At 64.2% G+C, this 18,801-nt stretch carries 14 protein-coding genes and 1 riboswitch; of the genes, 11 read left to right on the top strand and 3 right to left on the bottom strand.

Annotated elements, in window-relative coordinates; all coding sequences use genetic code 11:
* Nucleotides 1-377: 377 nt before the first annotated feature.
* On the top strand, nt 378-2,426 hold the full coding sequence (locus tag AC1RNP_RS04625; protein WP_493050072.1) for a glycosyl hydrolase family 18 protein: 2,049 nt from the start codon (nt 378-380) through the stop codon (nt 2,424-2,426).
* 221 nt (nt 2,427-2,647) lie between these two features.
* On the opposite strand, the gene AC1RNP_RS04620 is transcribed toward AC1RNP_RS04625, so the two are convergent.
* From AC1RNP_RS04620 to metX, 3 genes are read right to left on the bottom strand one after another with little or no spacing between them, the layout of a single operon-like run.
* Nucleotides 2,648-3,730 (bottom strand): homoserine dehydrogenase family protein, encoded by a 1,083-nt coding sequence (locus tag AC1RNP_RS04620; RefSeq protein WP_493050071.1) that lies wholly within the window; start codon nt 3,728-3,730, stop codon nt 2,648-2,650.
* Nucleotides 3,727-4,980 carry an O-succinylhomoserine (thiol)-lyase gene (locus tag AC1RNP_RS04615; protein ID WP_493050070.1) on the bottom strand — a complete coding sequence of 418 codons (1,254 nt, stop codon included), beginning with the start codon at nt 4,978-4,980 and terminating at the stop codon, nt 3,727-3,729. The genes AC1RNP_RS04620 and AC1RNP_RS04615 overlap by 4 nt, the downstream gene beginning before the upstream one ends.
* Nucleotides 4,977-6,026: a homoserine O-succinyltransferase MetX gene (gene metX / locus AC1RNP_RS04610; protein ID WP_493050069.1), complete on the bottom strand. Its 1,050-nt coding sequence runs from the start codon at nt 6,024-6,026 to the stop codon at nt 4,977-4,979. The genes AC1RNP_RS04615 and metX overlap by 4 nt, the downstream gene beginning before the upstream one ends.
* A gap of 148 nt (nt 6,027-6,174) precedes the next feature.
* Nucleotides 6,175-6,306: riboswitch (SAM riboswitch) on the bottom strand.
* 323 nt (nt 6,307-6,629) lie between these two features.
* Here metX and AC1RNP_RS04605 point away from each other — a divergent pair.
* From AC1RNP_RS04605 to AC1RNP_RS04560, 10 genes are all read left to right on the top strand, one after another.
* Nucleotides 6,630-7,625 carry a YncE family protein gene (locus AC1RNP_RS04605; protein ID WP_493050068.1) on the top strand — a complete coding sequence of 332 codons (996 nt, stop codon included), beginning with the start codon at nt 6,630-6,632 and terminating at the stop codon, nt 7,623-7,625.
* Nucleotides 7,622-8,593, top strand: coding sequence for a peptidoglycan DD-metalloendopeptidase family protein (locus AC1RNP_RS04600; protein ID WP_493050067.1), 972 nt, complete (start codon nt 7,622-7,624; stop codon nt 8,591-8,593). Before AC1RNP_RS04605 ends, AC1RNP_RS04600 begins: the two co-directional genes overlap by 4 nt.
* A 69-nt stretch (nt 8,594-8,662) precedes the next feature.
* Nucleotides 8,663-10,267, top strand: a complete 1,605-nt coding sequence (locus AC1RNP_RS04595) for a peptide chain release factor 3 (RefSeq protein WP_493050066.1) — start codon at nt 8,663-8,665, stop codon at nt 10,265-10,267.
* A 129-nt stretch (nt 10,268-10,396) separates the two neighbouring features.
* Complete coding sequence (trhA, locus tag AC1RNP_RS04590; RefSeq protein ID WP_493050065.1) at nt 10,397-11,059, top strand: PAQR family membrane homeostasis protein TrhA; 663 nt, start codon at nt 10,397-10,399, stop codon at nt 11,057-11,059.
* A gap of 351 nt (nt 11,060-11,410) precedes the next feature.
* On the top strand, nt 11,411-12,862 hold the full coding sequence (locus AC1RNP_RS04585; RefSeq protein WP_493050064.1) for an XVIPCD domain-containing protein: 1,452 nt from the start codon (nt 11,411-11,413) through the stop codon (nt 12,860-12,862).
* An 83-nt stretch (nt 12,863-12,945) separates the two neighbouring features.
* Nucleotides 12,946-14,472, top strand: a complete 1,527-nt coding sequence (locus tag AC1RNP_RS04580; protein ID WP_493050063.1) for an XVIPCD domain-containing protein — start codon at nt 12,946-12,948, stop codon at nt 14,470-14,472.
* A gap of 40 nt (nt 14,473-14,512) precedes the next feature.
* Nucleotides 14,513-15,001: a hypothetical protein gene (locus AC1RNP_RS04575; RefSeq protein WP_493050062.1), complete on the top strand. Its 489-nt coding sequence runs from the start codon at nt 14,513-14,515 to the stop codon at nt 14,999-15,001.
* Nucleotides 15,002-15,007: 6 nt separating this feature from the next.
* A complete protein-coding gene (locus AC1RNP_RS04570; RefSeq protein WP_493050061.1) occupies nt 15,008-16,651 on the top strand; it encodes an XVIPCD domain-containing protein in 1,644 nt (547 codons plus the stop codon).
* A gap of 48 nt (nt 16,652-16,699) precedes the next feature.
* Nucleotides 16,700-17,203, top strand: coding sequence for a hypothetical protein (locus AC1RNP_RS04565; RefSeq protein WP_493050060.1), 504 nt, complete (start codon nt 16,700-16,702; stop codon nt 17,201-17,203).
* Nucleotides 17,196-18,692 carry an XVIPCD domain-containing protein gene (locus AC1RNP_RS04560; RefSeq protein WP_493050059.1) on the top strand — a complete coding sequence of 499 codons (1,497 nt, stop codon included), beginning with the start codon at nt 17,196-17,198 and terminating at the stop codon, nt 18,690-18,692. The genes AC1RNP_RS04565 and AC1RNP_RS04560 overlap by 8 nt, the downstream gene beginning before the upstream one ends.
* Nucleotides 18,693-18,801 lie beyond the last annotated feature (109 nt).

Here is an 18,801-nt window from a genome sequence, read left to right as displayed (position 1 = left end):
AATTCCACGACAGGATCGATGAAGACAACCGCGTGCCGCTTCACTCCAACAGCAAGCCATCGCCGGGACATGCAGCAGTCATGACCCGCTTCCGCCCTGTCCAAGTGTGCAACGCATCTCGCGATTGACGGGACTGCGCGCGGATTTTTCGTCGCTGCATCCGCACATTTTTACATGCCGCTCCTAACCAACGTTGTCATAGGCAAAACGTGCATTACTTCGCATTAAACGACGAAATCTTCTGACAACGTTGTCACGCACGACGGTTTTCGCCGCCATGCCCTCCGGGGAAGCGCCGCCGCAACCGATGTAGTCGCCGAGGCGACGTGCCCCCGATCAACGCACGCGTTCGTGAACTTGCACGGGAGAGAAAGCTCATGAGACACGCATTACGTTGCACACTGTCATCGTTCCTCTTGTTGATCGCCTCCATTCCAATCGCACACGCGCAAACCGCTTCGTGCAGTGGCGTACCGGCCTGGAACGCCTCGACCATCTACAACCCGGGTGACCGGCTGGTCTACGAGAACCGCCTGTACGAAGCGAAGATCCAGATCTGGAACGCGCCACCGACGCATTGTCCAAGCTGCGGCTGGTATCAGGATCTTGGCGCTTGCGGCACCGGCGGCAACCAACCACCCACGGTGGCGTTGACTGCACCTGCCAACGGCTCCACGCACACCACCGGCAGCAACATCGCCGTCAGCGCCAACGCGTCCGATAGCGACGGCAGCATCGCGCAAGTGGAATTCTTCCGGGGCAGCGCTTCGCTCGGCGTCGATACCACATCGCCGTACAGCGTCACCTGGAACAACGCCAGCGCCGGCAGCCATAGCTTCACCGCCGTCGCCAAGGACAACCAGGGCGCGACGAAGACGTCCACCGCGGTGAGCATCACCGTCAATGCGCCGTCCGGCGATACCACGGCACCGAGCGTGCCCGCGGGCCTGTCGTCGCCGTCGCAGACTTCAAGCAGCATCACGCTGAGCTGGAGCGCCTCCACGGACAACACCGGCGGCAGCGGCGTGGCCGGTTACGACGTCTATCGCAACGGCGGCCTGGTCGGATCGCCGACTTCCACCGGCTACACGGATGCGGGCTTGTCCGCGAACACGACGTACACGTACCGCGTGCGTGCACGCGACAACGCTGGCAACGCGTCCGCGCAAGGCACGCAGATCAGCGCCACCACGAAGACCTCCGGTGGCGGCGGAAGCAAGCGTGTAATCGGATACTTCGTGCAGTGGGGGATCTACGGCCGCAACTATCGGGTGAAGAACATCGACACCAGCGGCTCGGCGGCGAAGCTCACGCACATCAACTACGCCTTCGGCAACGTCCGCAACAATCGTTGCGAAGTCGGCGTGACGCAGCCATCCGATCCAAACACCGGTGCCGGCGGTGATGCGTTCGCCGATTACACGAAGGCCTTCCAGGCCGGTGAAAGCGTCAGTGGCGCCTCCGACACCTGGGATCAGCCGTTGCGTGGCAACTGGAACCAGCTCAAGCAGCTCAAGGCCAAGTATCCAGGCCTGAAGGTGCTGATCTCGCTGGGCGGCTGGACCTGGTCGCGCGGCTTCTCCAGCGCGGCGCGTCCGGAAAATCGCCAGGCCTTCGTCGCTTCGTGCATCGACGCCTACATCCGCGGCAACCTGCCCGTCACCGACGGTGCCGGCGGCACGGGCGCGGCGGCGGGCGTGTTCGACGGCATCGACATCGACTGGGAATATCCGGTCGCCTGCGGCCTGAGCTGTGGCACGCCCGAGGACAACGCGAACTTCACCGCGCTGCTGGCCGAGTTCCGCCGTCAGCTGGATGCGGTGCGTCCGGGCCTGCTGCTCACCATCGCGGCCGGCGCCGGCATCGACAAGATCCGCGTCACCGATCCCGCCGCGTATCAGGCTTCGCTCGACTACATCAACGTGATGACCTACGACTTCCACGGCACGTGGGATCCGCAGACCAATCATCATTCGGCGCTGTTCGATTCGCCGAACGATCCGTCGACCGGCGACCAGCGCCTTTACAACTCCAACGACGCGATCGAAGGCTTCCTCTCGCGCGGCGTGCCGGCGTCGAAGCTCAATCTCGGCATCGGCTTCTACGGCCGTGGCTGGACCAACGTCTCCAGCGCCAACAACGGCCTGTACCAGAACGGCAGTGCCGCGCCGGGCACATACGAGGCCGGTAACGAGGACTACAAGGTGCTCAAGAACCTGCCCGGCACGATATACATCGACGCCAACGCACGTGCGAGCTGGAAGTACAACGGCACGACGTTCTGGAGCTACGACACGCCGGAAATGATCACCGAGAAGATGTCCTACGTGAAAGCGCAGAGCCTTGGCGGCGCGTTCTTCTGGGAGTTCAGTGGTGATGATGCGCAAGGTAGTCTGGCGACTGCCATCAGCAATGGGCTGAAGTAATCCGCGACTGAACTTGTTCAAAAGCGAAAGAGGCGCCGGCTTCAGGCCGGCGCCTCTTCAAGACAACGCAAAAAAACCAATCGCCACCCCGGCGAAAGCCGGGGTCCAGCTTTTCAGTCGTTCACCGAAGAACTGGATTCCGGCTTTCGCCGGAATGACGGCCCAATATCTCAATGTCGCTTCTGATCTCTTTACTGCTGATGCAGGGCTGGGGAAGCAGATCAGACGACTATCCTCAGCACATCATCGATCAACGCGGCTGCCGTCACCTCCGCGCCCGCACCCGGCCCCTGGATCACCAACGGCTGATCGCGATAACGATCGCTGCGGATCGCGACGCGGTTGTCGGTGCCGCTGCCAAGGCACAAGGGATGATCGGCGGGCAACGCCTGCAATCCGACCCTGGCGCGCTCGGCATCGAAACGTCCGATGAAACGCAGCTTCGCGCCCGCGCGCGAGGCTTCCTGGAAATGCCGGAGCAAAGGCGCGTCCAGCGCTTCGAGATTCGCATCCACGGCATCCGCGCTGACCGACGCCAGGGATTCGGGGACCAGCGAGGCCACTTCGACTTCGTGCGCTTCCAGCGCCAGACCGGCGGCGCGCGCCAGGATCAGCAGCTTGCGGCGCACGTCCTCGCCCGACAGGTCCTGCCGCGGATCCGGTTCCGTGTAACCGGCATCGCGCGCCTCGCGCACGAGCCCGGAGAACGCACGCGTACCGTCGTAACGATCGAACAGCCAGGCCAGCGAGCCAGACAACACGCCTTCCACCGCATGGATGTGATCGCCGCCGGCGACCAGTTCGCGGATCGAGCGCAGCAGCGGCAATCCCGCGCCGACCGTGGCTGCGTCGCCGTAGCGCGCGCCGCCCGCACGCGCGGCGCGGACGATCGCCTGCGCACGCAGCAGATCGGCGCCGTTGCCGAGCTTGTTCGCGGTCACCACGTGCACGCCGTGTGACACCCACTCGGCATGGCGCGCGGCGACGGCTTCGCTTGCCGTCGCGTCGACGACGACGTCGCCTTGAACGAGATGCGCATCGCGGACGTTCTGTGGATCACGTCGAGCATCATCCGCATGTGTCGCCAATTCCAACGCATGATGCGGATCATCCTCGCAGGAGAACGCGCCGCGCGAATTGGCCAGCAACGCCAGTCGCGGCAACACTAGGCCACGCGCCGCAAGACGCTGCCAGCGCGAAACGAACGCCGCGCCGACCGTGCCGGTGCCGATCAGCGTCAAGCGAGGCGCGCGCGCGGCGGTTGCCACCACGCTGGATTCGGAACGGACGCCGACGGAGCTCACGCATCCACCCGTTTCAGACGTTTATGGTCGATCGCCGCCTGCGCGCGATCCAGCGCCGCGGCGAGATCCGCCCGCAGATCGTCCAGCGCTTCGATGCCGACCGACAGGCGCAGCAGCCCATCGGAGATGCCGGCTTCGGCGCGTGCTTCCGGCGTCATCGCCGCATGCGTCATCGTGGCCGGATGCGCGATCAGGCTTTCGACACCGCCCAGCGATTCGGCCAGCGTGAAGCATTGCAGGCCTTCGATGAAGGCGCAGACCACATCCTCATCACCATCCAGCTCGACCGACAGCATCGCGCCGAAGCCCTTCTGCTGGCGCGCGGCCAATGCATGGCCCGGATGGTCGGCGAGACCGGGGAAATACACCTTCGCCACCGCCGGATGCGCATCGAGCTGCGCGGCGATCGCCGTGGCGTTTTCCTGATGCACGCGCAGGCGTGCATCGAGCGTGCGCAGGCCGCGCAGCGTGAGGAAGCTGTCGAACGGCGAGCCGGTGATGCCGAGCGCGTTCGCCCACCACACGAACTGCTCGTGCAGGCCCGGATCCTTCGCCACCACCGCGCCACCGACCACGTCGCTGTGGCCGTTGATGTACTTGGTGGTGGAATGCACCACGACATCGGCATCGAAATCGGCGATCGGCCGCTGCAATGCCGGCGACAGGAAGGTGTTGTCAACCACGGCCAGCGCACCGGCCTTGTGCGCGGCGTCGATGACGAAGCGCAGGTCGGTGATGCGCAGCAGTGGGTTGGACGGCGTTTCGATCAACACCAGCGTCGGCGACTGCGCCAGCGCATCGGCCAGCGAGCGGGGATCGGTCAGATCGGCGGTGATCAGCTCGAAATGGCCCTTCTTTGCCAATGCGTTGAACAGGCGCCAGCTGCCACCGTAGGCATCATGCGGCACCACCAGGCGATCGCCGGGCTTGAGCAGCGCATGCAACACAAGTGTGATCGCGCCCATGCCGGTCGCGGTGACCACGCCACCGGCGCCGCCTTCGAGCTCGGCCAGCGCTTCGCCGAGCAGATCGCGCGTGGGATTGCCGCTGCGCGTGTAGTCGTACTGGCGCTTCTGGTTGAAGCCGGTGAAGCTGAAATTGGAGGAGAGCACGATCGGCGGCGTGACCGCGCCGAAGGCGGTATCGCGATCGATGCCGGCGCGCACGGCGCGGGTTGCTTGGGCGGCGCTGTTGGGAGTACGCCCATCGCCCTCGTTGGTATCGCGGCTGTCGTTGTCACGGATGCTCATGCGGAGTCTCCTTTGTTGCGCAGTGCCGCGGCCAGGATGGCGTCGATGCGGTCGGTTTCTTTGAGAAAGGCATCATGGCCGTAAGGCGAGCGCAGCACGCGCAGCTGGCCGTAAGTGCCGAGGCCTTCAACCAGGGCGACGGAGTCGCTCAGGGGGACGAGGCGATCGCCTTCGACGGCGACGACGGTGGTCGGAATGCGCACCTCGGCCGGATCGACGCGATGCAGATCGATCGATTCCGACAGCCGCAGCCACGCCGTCACCGGCGTGCGCGCGACGTACTGCGCACCGGCAGCGTCAAGATAATCCTCCGCGGCCACGCGCACGCGGCCGTTGACCACTTCGGGCGGCGCGTCGAAGCGCTCGGCGAATTCTTCTGGCGTGCGGTAGCTCAGCATCGCGAACTGGCGCGCCAGCGAGAGACCCTGCGCATCCGCGCACTGCAACTGGCCCAGCGCCACGGCCTTGCGCTGCAACGCGCGCCACGCGGCGGCATAGGGATGCGCGCGATGCGCACCGCTCACCGCGATCAGCTTGTGCAGGCGCGAGGCATGGCGCACTGCGAACTGCAATCCGACCAATGCGCCGTAGGAGTAACCAACGAAGGCGCGCAGCCGCTCGATGCCGAGCACGTCGAGCAACGCCGCGATCGCATCGGCCTGATCGACGGTGTCGATCGGTGCGTCGAGTTTGCCGTCGGTCCCGACATAGTCGAAGGCGAGGATGCGGTTGCGCGCCGGATCGAGCGTGCGGCCGGCGCCGGCCAGGCCTTCCGCCCATCCCTTCTCGGCGAAGACGGTGTTGGAGGAGACGTGCTTGTGCGCGGAAATGCCGCCGGCCACGAACGTGACGGGTGCGCCGACGGTGCCCACGAGTTCGTAGGACAGGCGCAGACGCCGCGTTCCGGCATGGCGCATCGACAGTTCGATCTCGACATGACCGCGCACCGCCTGCGCGCCGGCCGTACCGGCGTACGAAATCGCATGCAGGGGCAGCGGCGGGGTATCGAAAGCGAGAGGTTGCGCGGCGGTGTCGACGAAGCTCATGGCGATATCCGGTTTATTGAAAAGTCCGCACAGGGATGTGCGGGCTTTTGCGGAGGGATCCGCATAAACCATCGATGCGCGCGGGGAGACTGGAAGAAGCCGACGCGGAGGTCGGCGGAAGCGGGAACGCGCCTGGGCGACGAATCCGCAACCATCTTCCGGTGGACGCTCAGGTCCCCGCAGGACTTGGCACCGCGACAGAGCGCTGCTTGTTGAGCAGCGGCTCCATCAGGTTGCCCCGGCGTCTTCGGGCCTGTCCCTCAGCCGGTCTCGATGGATGGCGCACAGATTGCCAGCGGATTTTGGCGATGTCAATCTCTTCATCGGCATGAAGCGATATGATTTCGAATGAAACCGCTGGCTACCCATCACCCCCGAGGCGGCGGCGGACGTAGGGTTTCTGCGCCAAAGTGTGTTGATTTACAAAGAGTTTCAGCCGAAAGCTGCTCCTCTCTCCCTTTTGTTCATCCGCCGTGCGAGCGGCGCCCCCAACTCCCGCATAATTCCCCCATGCCGCTCCCCGCCCCCAGCCAAGCCTGGCGCGACCGCGCCGGATCCTTCCGAACCTGCGCCGCGTCCACGGCGACAGGGGCGGAAAACGGCATGCCTCCCCGCCGCTCGAAACGGTTTTCCTTCGCCAGAGCGCGCATCAAACGCGCCTCGGCGCATCGCTTCGCCCTGCTCTGCCTGGCATCGACCGCGCTCGCGGCCTGCACCTCGGTCCAGGTGACCAGGCCCGTTTCGCCCCCCCCACCACCGGCACCATCCGGCGCACTCGTTCCCGAACGCTACATCGCCGCGGGCGATGCGCATGCCCGGTTCGATGCGCTCGCCACCTGGCCCACCGAGAATGGCGGCGCCTGGCTCATCGCGGGTTCGGCCACCGGGCACTCCCTGACGGTGTTCGACGCGGACAGCGGCGCGCGCATCCGCGACATCGACGCGCGCAAGGAGGCGCCCGGGCCCATGCTGGAACCGGCTGCTCTCGCGGTCTTTGGCAACCACTTGTTCGTGACCGAGACGAACGCCCATCGCGTCGGCGTGTTGTCCCTGCCCGACTTCACGCGGATCGGCACCTTCGGCGAAGGCGAATTGGTCAAGCCCGGCGGCATCTGGGTCCGCGAACGCGGCCCGCAGGAACTGGCGGCCTATGTCACCGACGAAAGCATCGGCAAGGCGGGCGGAAGGCGCTACCTCGTCGAATTCGACGACGCAGGACAGCTGCGCGCGCGATCGGAAGCCGCGTTCGACCACATGGGCGCGCCCGACACCGGTGGCGACCTGCCGTGGGACAGTTACCACGACACCGCCAACCGCATCGTCTGGTGGTCGTGCGGTACCGATGTCGGATATTGGATCGCGATTGATCCCGGCACATCGCCGACCCGTTTCCTGCTGCTCGATCGGCACGGGAAGCAACTCGGCGCCTTCCATGGTGAAACCACCTCAGGCGGCAAGGCCATCGCCTTGTACGCCGCGGGCACCATGCAATTCCCGTTCGGCGTGTTGTTCGCCGTGCACGAAGGTGGTTCGGTGGCGGCATTCGATCTCAGCGATGTGGTGCGCGCGCTGCAACTCGATCCGGTGTGTACGCAATGACGATGCGCATCCAGCCAGCGCTGCTCGCGCTCGCCGTGAGCGCGATCATGATCACGCTCGCCCTGCCCGCCTCGGCCGGACAGGTCTATCGCTGGACCGACCGCGACGGCATCGTCCACTACGACGGTGATCGCCCCGACGCGCCCGGCGCGGATGTCACCGTGCTGCCGTTCCAGGCCGAGCCGAGCGCGATCGCGCGGCTCCGGCTCGAAACCGGCGACGGCGTCTATCTCGCCTATGCCGACAACATGCTGGCGGGCCCGATCGAGGTCATGCTGCACAGCGAAGGCGGCAACGCCGCGATCGTCGGCGAACCCGCGCTCCCCGCGCGCGCCACCGTGCCCGCGCGCGGCAGCACGCTGGTGGCGCGCCTGCAGGCGGCGCCGGGAAGCCGCGGCGGCAGCTTCAAGGTGCGGCTCCAGGCCGTTCCCGGCTCGCCGAACGCCAAGCCGCAGGACTACGAATACGCCTACCCACTGCAGACGCGCACGCTGCGCGTGGAACAGGGTTTCGGCGGCGGCTTCAGCCACAACAGCGTGGAAAACCACTACGCCGTCGATTTCGCCGCCGACATCGGCACCACCGTGCTCGCCGCACGCGAAGGCACGGTGATGCAGATCGCCTCGGACTTCGACAAGTCCAGCCTGGATGCCGAACGTTTCGGCGGACGCGCCAACTTCGTCCGCATCCTGCACGACGACGGCAGCATGGCCGTCTACGCGCACCTGTCGATGGAAGGCGTGCTGGTGCGCGCGGGCCAGCGCGTCCGGCGCGGCCAGCCGATCGGCGTCTCCGGCAATACCGGGTTCAGCACCGGCCCGCATCTGCATTTCGTGGTGCAGGTCGATCGCGGCATGCGGCTGGAGTCGATTCCGTTCCGCATGTTCGGGCCGGCGGGGATCCTGCGCTTCAGCGAAGTACGTCCCAGCGAAGCACACCCCGGCAAAACGGCCGGCGCGGGCCGATAACGCGGCCGCAACGCGTATAATCCGCCTCCTTTCCGTGACCGAACCCGCGCCAGCACGGCGCTCCTCGCCATGTCTGACGTTTCCCTTGAGGCTTCCCGCCGCCGCACCTTCGCGATCATCTCGCACCCGGACGCCGGCAAGACCACGCTGACCGAAAAGCTGTTGCTGTTCGGAGGCGCCATCCAGATGGCCGGCTCGGTGAAGGGCCGCAAGGCCGCGCGCCATGCCACTTCCGACTGGATGGCGCTGGAAAAGGAACGCGGCATCTCGGTGACCAGTTCGGTGATGCAGTTCCCCTACGAGGGCCGCATCGTCAATCTGCTCGACACGCCCGGCCACGCCGACTTCGGCGAGGACACCTATCGCGTGCTCACCGCGGTCGACTCCGCGCTGATGGTGATCGACGTCGCAAAGGGCGTCGAAGAACGCACGATCAAGCTGATGGAGGTGTGCCGCATGCGCGACACGCCGATCATGACCTTCATCAATAAGCTCGACCGCGAGGGCCGCGAGCCAATTGAACTGCTCGACGAAGTCGAACGCGTGCTCGGCATCCAGTGCGCGCCCGTCACCTGGCCGATCGGCATGGGCCAGCGGCTGAAGGGCGTGGTGCATCTGGTGACCGGCGAAGTACATCTGTACGAACCCGGGCGCAATTTCACGCGCCAGGACTCGACCATCTTCACCTCGATCGACGATCCGCAGCTCGAAACACGCATCGGCGCCGACATGCTGCGCGAACTGCGCGATGAGCTCGAACTGGTGCAAGGCGCCTCGCACCCGTTCGATGCGGACGCCTATCTCGCGGGCACGCAGACGCCGGTGTTCTTCGGCTCGGCCGTCAACAACTTCGGCGTGCAGCCGCTGCTGGATTTCTTCGTCCAGCACGCGCCGCCGCCGAAATCGCACGAAACCACCACGCGCGACGTGCTGCCGCAGGAAGAGAAGCTCTCCGGCTTCGTCTTCAAGATCCAGGCCAACATGGACCCGCAGCATCGCGACCGCGTCGCCTTCATGCGCGTGTGCTCGGGGAAATTCAGCGCCGGCATGAAAGCCTTCCACGTGCGCAGCGGCAAGGAGACCAAGCTCGCCAACGCGCTGACCTTCATGGCCAGCGACCGCGAGATCGCCGCCGAGGCCTGGCCGGGCGATGTGATCGGCATCCACAACCACGGCACCATCTCGATCGGTGACACTTTCACCGAAGGCGAGGCGCTGGCGTTCACCGGCATTCCCAACTTCGCGCCGGAACTGTTCCGCCGCGCGCGCCTGCGCGATCCGCTCAAGCTCAAGCAATTGCAGAAAGGGCTGGCGCAGCTGTCCGAGGAAGGCGCCACGCAGTTCTTCCGCCCCTTGATGAGCAACGATCTGATCCTGGGCGCGGTCGGCGTGCTGCAGTTCGATGTCGTCGCTTATCGGCTCAAGGATGAATACGGCGTGGATGCCAGTTTCGAGCAGGTGAGCGTCGCCACGGCGCGTTGGATCCGCTGCGACGACGCCAGGAAGCTGGAAGAGTTCCGCGACAAGAACGCGCTGAACCTCGCCATCGACGCCGCCGGCGAGCTGGTTTATCTGGCGCCGACGCGTGTCAACCTGCAGCTGGCGCAGGAACGCGCGCCCGGCGTGCAGTTCAATGCCACTCGCGAACACGCGCAATCAGTCGGCGAAGGCTGAGCGGGCCGCTTGGTAACGACTGAAACGGTCACGTAAAACGAGTATGTAACCGCGTAAGATTTGTTGCGTTCACGCTATCGCCAGCGGCAATGGAGTATTTACTCTGAAATTGCACGGCAAGGTACCTGCATGCGCACCGCGGTTTCGTCCCCACGCTCCCCGGAGGAGTTTTCCCGCGAGGAACTCGCCAGCGCGCTGACGCACGGCGTCGGCGCGGTGACCGCGTTGGCCGCCGGCGCCGTGCTCATCACGCTGGCCGCGCGCGACGGCAATGCCTGGCAACTGTCGGCGGCGATCGTCTTCGGCGTCTGCCTGCTGCTGCTCTACGTGGCCTCCACGCTCTACCACGCCATTCCATACCCGACGGCGAAGACGCGGCTGAAGGTCTTCGACCACTGCGCGATCTATCTGCTGATCGCCGGCACCTATACGCCTTTCACTCTCATCGGCCTGCGCGGCAGCCTGGGCTGGTGGCTGTTCGCGGCAATCTGGACGCTGGCGCTGGCCGGCGTGGTGTTCAAACTGTTCTTCACCGGCCGCTTCAAGCGGCTGTCGACGCTGATCTACGTGGCGATGGGCTGGCTGGTGCTGATCGCGATCAAGCCGGTGATGGCCGCCCTCGACGGCTGGACCTTCGGCTGGCTGCTCGCCGGGGGCGTGTTCTACACCCTGGGCACGGTGTTCTATCACCGCGAGTCGCTGCGCTACTCGCACGCGGTCTGGCATCTGTTCTGTATCGCCGGCAGCGTGTGCCACTACATCGCGGTGATGGCGCAGGTCCTGCCCTACTGAGCGAAGCCGGTCTCGCGCGGGACCATACCGCCATCACATCGCGATCCCCGGCCATCGCATGGGCCGCGGAGATTTTCGCGACTCCCATGATTCGTGAGATGCGTCACGGCGGAATTTCATGGAATTCCCAATCCTGAATCGAGGTCGGGACGCGGTACGGCGCCATTCGCCGCCCGCCCCCCAGCCGCGCAGGCGCAGCCCCCGATGCACCTTCGAACTCTACGGCAATATCGCGAGTCAAGGAGCTCACTGTGAACGATTCACTCCCCTCGGCCGCCGCAAGCCGCCTGCGTATTCACGCCGCGGCGGCGATCGACAGCCGCCGGCCCCAGGCCTTGACGAGCGCCCGCCATGAGTAACGTCCGCATGGAACGATCGGCTGCCGAGGCGGAGCTGGACCGGATGCTGACCGACTATCACCAATCGCTGCCGTTCTTCCTCCGCGTTCGGTTTCTCGGCAAGGAACCCTTGCGCGACGCGATCAACGCCTCTCCCGATCTGAAAAACAGGCTCGTCGAGGCGGTCGGTTCCTATTACCTCACCAAGATCACCAACGCCTCACCGGCGGAGGGCGCGGGCGCCGCGTACCTCGTCAAATCCAAGGAAATATGCGTCCCGGAATCGGCGCTGGCCAACCGCAGCGCGTTGATCTTCACCCTTGGACACGAAACGCAGCATGCGCTCAGCACGAAAGGAGAGAACCACCGGCAAACACTGCTCGCCTCCGGCCTCCAGGAGATCGTCCTAACCTCGCCGACGCCGCACGATTACACCGCCCCGATCAACGACTACGTCAAACACGTTCTCACCGAAGAGGCACAGGCGCATATCGGCGGATTCAACGCCGCTGTCTCGGCCTTGGTTGCAAAGGGCAAAGCGCCAACGCCGGAGAAACTCTTCGCATTTTGCCCCTCCGAGATGCACAGCTTCATCACGACCGAGGGCACCTTTCCCAACCGGACCTATCAACTCAAGCCGAGCCTCACCCAGGAGTTGGACGGCAGCATGGCCATGACTCAGGGCAACACGGAGGCCATGACGCGCTACTACGCGGATCAATTCCCGGGGACATTCGGCAGCAACCAATTTTTGAATTACAGGCAACTGACGATCCTGGATGGCTGGCAGCTGGCCCACGAGTACGAGCGCATCGGAATTGCGACCCTCAACAAGAGTTCCGATCAGGTCTACAAGATCGATTTCAACCAGCTTGGGGCGGATACACGACTTCTCGACGTGCCGCACAACGGAGAAACCATCGCCAGCAACCCGATCCGGACGGGAACGATCCAGAACGTGCAGGATGTCCTGAGCCGCAGGGTCGACCTCGATGTACTGCTCGACGACTTCCCACCCAATGTCGTGGTGAACCGGCAAGCGGCGGTGCAGCGCATCCATGCGGCGGCGGACGCGGCTGCTCCGCAGCCGTCGACGACAACCGCCCCTGATCCCGCGCAAAACCCACTGTATGCGCAGGCGCTGAACGGGCTTCGCTGGACCGGGCATCAGGGCATCGCCTCCTATGAGCAGATGACAAACGTTGCCGCCGCGCTCGCCCTGGAAGCACACCGATCCGGGTTGACCTCGATCGATCGCGTCATGAAGGGCGACAACAACAATATTTTCGCTGTGCAGGGAAGCGATCCAAACGCACCCACGGCGCAGCGCGCCCATGTCGAAGTCTCCACGGCCCGGCAGCAATCCTCGGAAGAGAGCCTGGCAAGCCTGCAAATGTCCCTCGCACTGCAACAGCAGACCAGCGCTCCAATACAACAGGCGCAACTGACCAAGCTCTTCCTCTGACACGACGGGCTCACGACGCCTTCCTCACGATCGAGGCAAGGCCGTTCAATCACACAACCGGTTCCACACTTAATATGAGTAACGTGCGTCTGGACAGGAACACGGCCGAGGCAAGGCTGGAAAAAATGATCGTCGACTATCGCGACTCCTTGCCGCTCTCCTACCGCGTTCCCTTCTTTGGCAGCGATCCGTTGCGCGATGCGATCAATGCTTCTCCCGATCTTAAGGAAAGACTGATCGACGCGGTGAGCAACGGCTATCTCGCCGGCTTCACCAACATCAACGCGCCGGAAGGCGCGTCGGCCGGCTATGCCATCAAGACACGTGCCATGCACCTGCCCGAGTCGGCATTGAAGGACCCCAAGGACCTGATCTTCGTCCTTGGGCACGAGACCCAGCACGCCTGCAGCCAGAAGGGGGTGAATTATGTCTCCGGCACCCTGCAGCCGAGCATTGCCGCAATCGCCATGAAATCGCCGCCGCACGATTACACCGTGCCGATCAAGGAGTACGTCGACCGCACCCTCGCGGAAGAAGCACAAGCGCACATCGGCGGATTCAATGCGGCCGTCTCCGCCCTCACCAAGAAGGGCACGCCTATCACCGCGAAGAATCTCCATGACTTCGAGCCGGGCCGCATGCGCGACTTCATCGACATACACGGCACCTTTCCCAATCAAACCTTCCAGCTCAAGCAGGGGCTGACCCAGAACCAGGACGGAAGCCTGGCCTACGACAAGGGGAACGTCGATGCGATGAAGCAGTACTACGCGGACAAGTTCCCCGGCAGCTTCGGCGACAACGGCCTGCTCAACTACCGTCACGAGAAGGTGATCGAAGGCTGGCACATGGCGCACGAGCACGAACGCATCGGAATGGCTGCGCTGCAGACGCATACCCCACAGAAATACACCATCGACTTCGGACAGCTCGGCACCAACCCGGCGCTGTTAAACACGCCCCAGAACGGCGAGATCACCACACGGAATCCGATCGATACCGGCACGATTCCCGGCATGCATGTCGTAAAGAACCGCACGCTCCAACTCACCACCCTGCTCGACGATTTTCCGGCCAACACGGTGATCGATCGTCAGCAGGCACTGGCAGGCATCCGCCAGGCGACCGTCCCTCAGCAGACGACTACCTCCACCATCCAACAACCGCCGCAAAACGTCGTCACCTCCAGCAACAACCTGGGAAGCAATACAAATTCGAGCGTGACGAACGCGCACAATGCCGGATCGATGCATTCAAACCTGTACATGCAGGCGCTGGAAGGCGTGCGCAACGCCAAGCTCGACGGCGTCAAGGATCGCGAGCAGATGATCAACGTCGCCGGTTCGCTGGCCTTGGAGGCACACAAGGCCGGACTGACCTCGATCGATCATGTGATCAAGGGCGACAAGGGCAACGTCTTCGCGGTGCAGGGAGACAGTCCCCACGCCAGCACCGCGCTACGCGCCAACGTCGATGTCAATACGGCAAAACTGCAGCCGATCGAGCAGAGCAATTCGGAACTCTATGCCTCGCTCTCGCGGCAGAACAGCAATACCACCCAGGTGCAGACCGGCAATCCCTCGCAGCAGCCGCAAGGCATCACCCACTGATTCCGCTCGACCCGGCCAGACTCATTACCGGAGAACAATCATGAACGGTCCGCAATTGCAGACGGCCGCGGACGATATCTCCGCCCGCATCCTGAAGCTGATCGAGAACGCGCACGGCGCGGACGATCTCGCTCCCGACAACGTCGAGCGCGTGACTGGTATCCACGTCGAGCACGACCCCAAGGATGCCAGGATCTACGGCTTCGGCGCATACATGGACAAGGACTGGTGCTACAACCTCATGTCCCTGCCGGATGACGAGGACAGCCAGTCCAGGCGCCTGATCTTTTCCTTCGACGATCAGACCGGCCATTCCTTGCCGCCGCCTGTCGGCGAACTGGACTACGACGCCTATGCACGCGCGCTGGGCGCTTCCGGCTACGCGGGAAGCCTGAGGATCGGCCCACGCGGCGCCTTCGATGGCTTCACCTTCAAGCGCGGCAAGGTTTCGGTGAGTGTCAGTGTTCGCGGCAACGAGGCCGATCCGCAGCACCTGCGTGTATCCAGCTTGATCATCGACGCGCGGTAGCCGGCCATGAGCACCGTCAGGATCTCTCGCAGCGCGGCGGAAGCCCGGCTGGACAAGATGCTGGCCGAGTATCACGACACCCTGTCCTTCTTCCCCTATCGCGTCCCGTTCCGCACATCCGACCCGTTGCGCGATGCGATCGAAGCCTCTCCCGAGCTCAAGGACCGGCTCATCGACTCGATCCAGCAGGGCTACCTGCACAAGTTCACCAATGCCGAACCGGAAGCCGGCGCACGCGCCGAGCACAAGGTCGGTACCCGGGAGATTCTCATCCCGGAAAGAGCACTCGACGACCAGCATGATCTGATCTTCGTCCTGGGCCACGAGAACGCGCATGCGCTGAACGCCAGGGGTGTCAATGCCAGGGATCAGATCAAGAGCGAGATAGAGGCCGTCGCCCGCGGACCGGAGCCGCACGACTACACCGCGCCGATCAAGAAACTGGTCGAGCACACCCTCGCGGACGAAGCACAGGCCCATATCGGCGGCTTCAATGCCGCGGTCTCCGCGCTTCGCAAGGCGAATATCGACCCCACCGAGAGAAACCTCTACGCCTTCGATCCGGCGCGCATGCGCGACTTCATCGAGGTCAAGGGCCAGCATCCCGACATGCAGTTCGTGCTCAAGGACGGACTGACGCGCGACCTGGGGACCAGGATGCTGCCGCGCAACGCGGAAAACATCGAGTCGATGAAAAGCTACTACCCGGACAAGATTCCCGGCACCTTCGGCGAGAACGGACTGCTGAACTACCGGCATACCGCGATCCTGGACGGCTGGACGGCGGCCGATGGCGCCGAACGCAAGGTCAAGATCGAAGCCGCACACGCGAAAATCGAGGAACTCGAGAAAGGCAAGATGCCCGAGCCAGCTTCCGGGCCGGGAGGCCTGCCGGACAAGCTCACGCTCCCCGGTGGCCTCGTGCTCGTCGGCATGGATGTTCCGGATTTCGAGGAACCCGACCTTCCCAAGGTCTTCAGCGATGCCGGCCTCGACCGTGCGCAGTACAAGATCGATTTCAAGCAGCTTGGCGTCAGCCCGCTGCTGCTGGATGTGTCCCGATTCGGCAAGGACGGCATCATCCCGATCCAGATCGACATGGCTCCCGACCAGCCCGAGAAGTCGCGCGCCAAAATCAACAATCACCTGGACTATCTCGACATCGTCGTCTCGACGGGTCTGTTCCATCGGCTGCAACAGGCCGCTCTCGCCGAAAATGTTTCACCGCAGCCGCGCGCTTCCTCCGTCACGACGACAACGACCACACCCGATGCGGCCACATCGCCGTCCCGCACGGAGGCATCGCCGCCACGGCTGTACGAACAGGCGCTCGATGGCATCGGCAGGGCCAGGATCGAGGATCTCAAGGGACAGGACCGCCTGAATGTCGCGGCCGCACTCGCGCTGGAAGCGCACAAGCAAGGCCTGCCATCGATCGACTACGTCGTGGCGGGCGCCAAGGGCAACGTGTTCGCCGTGTCGGGAGACAGCCCCCATTCGGACATCGCATTGCGCGCCAACGTCGACATCGAATCTGCCCGGCAGCAACCCGCCCGGGACAGCAATGCGCAATTGCTGTCCCTGCTCTCGCAGCCGACGCAGGCAACCGACAACCACGGGCAGCAGCACACGCAAAAACTCACGCAATAGCCATCCCCCCTGTTCCCCATTTGCAACGAGATATCCGGAGAGAGCGCCATGAACCAACCGCAACTTCCCACGAGCGCGGACGACATCGCCACGCGCATCCTGCAACTGATCGGAAATGCGCACTCCCCGGCGGATCTCGCGCCGGAGGGCATCGAACGCAGCACCGGCATCCACGTCCAATACGATCCACGCGACCAGCGCGTCTACGGTTTCGGCAACCGCATGGACGACACCTGGTGCTACAACCTGATCGCGATGCCGAAGGACACCGACGACCAACCCACCCGGCTGGTGTTCTCCTTCGACGATCAGACCGGACGCTCCCAGCCCCCGCCCGCGGGCAGGTTCGATTTCGAAGCCTACGCCGAGGCGCTGAAGGCCGCGGGCTACGTCGGACGCATGCGGCTCGGCCCACGCGGCGCCTTCGATGGCTTCACCTTCGAGCGCGATGGCGTCTCGGTCGACGTGCAGGTGCGCGGCAGCGAGGCCGACCCCGGACAACTGCGCGTGTCCAGCCTCGTCATCGACGCGACGGAGGTGGGCCATGGCTAATCTCGTCATGAACCAGCAGCAGGCCACGGCCAGACTGGAAGTGATGCTGAAGGAATACCACGACGCGCTGCCGATCAAGTATCGCGTGCCTGTCTTTGGCAGCGATCCGTTGCGCGAAGCGGTCAATGCCTCGCCCGACCTGAAAGCAAAGCTCATCGATGCCATCAGCGACGGCTACCTCACCAAGTTCACCAACGAGGCGGCCCTTCCCGGCGCAGCCGCGGAATACCGCGTCTCGACCCGAGACATCAAGGTTCCGGAAAGCGCACTCGACAACAAGAACGATCTGATCTTTCTTCTCGGCCACGAGAATCAGCACGCGCGCAGCCTGCAGGGAATCGATTACCGCCAAGCCGTCCTGAAGCCGGATACGCTTGCCATCAGCCAGAGCCCGCCGCCACACGATTACACCGCCCCCATCGCGGCCCTGGTCGAGCGCACACGCGCCGAAGAGGCACAGGCGCACATCGGCGGATTCAACGCCGTCGTCTCCGCCTTGACCGCGGAAGGCAAAGGCACCACGCCGGAGGACATCTATCGCCACAACCCTGGCCGCATGCGTGATTTCATCGACGTCGGGGGCGTCTTCCCCAACCTGACCTACCAGATGAAGGCAGGCCTTACCCAGCAACCCAACGGCAGCCTGGATTGGACTCCGGCCAACGTCACGGCCATGAAGGGTTATTACGCGGACAAGATCCCCGGAAGCTTCGGCGACAACGGCCTGCTCAACTACCGACATGATTCCGTCATGGAAGGATGGCGGCTCGCACACGGCTATGAAAGCGTTTCGCTCGCGGGGACAAACACCAGCCAGAACTACACGATCGATTTCACCGGCATGGGCATCAACCCGGGAATGTTGAATGTACCGAACGGCGGGCCAGGCGGTGTCGGAGTGATCAGCGCGTCCGACCCCATCCCCAATGCCATGAACCCGTTCCACGACTTCCCGACGAACGCGGTCGTTCCCCGACATACCGCTTTGACAGCGCTGGGAATCCCGCATGGACCGCAGCCGGCTGTGGTACCACCTCCACTGCCCACCCCTTCCCTCACGGATTCGATCTCATCGCTGTGGAACAAGGTGACGGGAAATGCGATCGAACGCCTCAGCCCGGAAACGCCGACCACGCCGGCCCCCAAAGAGCCGCCTTTGTTCGCGCAGGCGATCGACGGTCTGGGCAAGCTCGGCAAGGACAGCGGCGTGCAGAACCGCGAGGAATTCCTCAACGCCGCCGCCGCGCTGGCGGTGGCGGCGGAAAAGAACGGCCTGACGTCGATCGATCACGTGGTGAAAGGCGGCAACGGCAATGTGTTCGCGGTGCAGGGACAGGACGTCGCCTCGCCGCTCGCGCAGCGCGCTCACATCGAGATCGGGCAGGCGGTACAGCAGCCTTCTCAGCAGAATCTCTCGCAATTGCAGCCGCCACCGCAGGTTTCGACGCCTGAACTGCAGCCTTCACAGCAGAAACCGCATTCGCTCTGAAAGCCAGGCACGCGTCCGGAGGTGATGCGGAGACAGCCGTGGCGATCAACATCGCTCAATCGCACGACCGCCTCCGCATCCCTCGGGCCCGCTTCGGATCATCAGTGCC

This window comes from Luteimonas sp. GW821-FHT14E02, assembly GCF_058803905.1.
The sequence above is the reverse complement of the archived record's forward strand: the minus strand, read 5'-3'. Positions and strand labels throughout refer to the sequence as shown.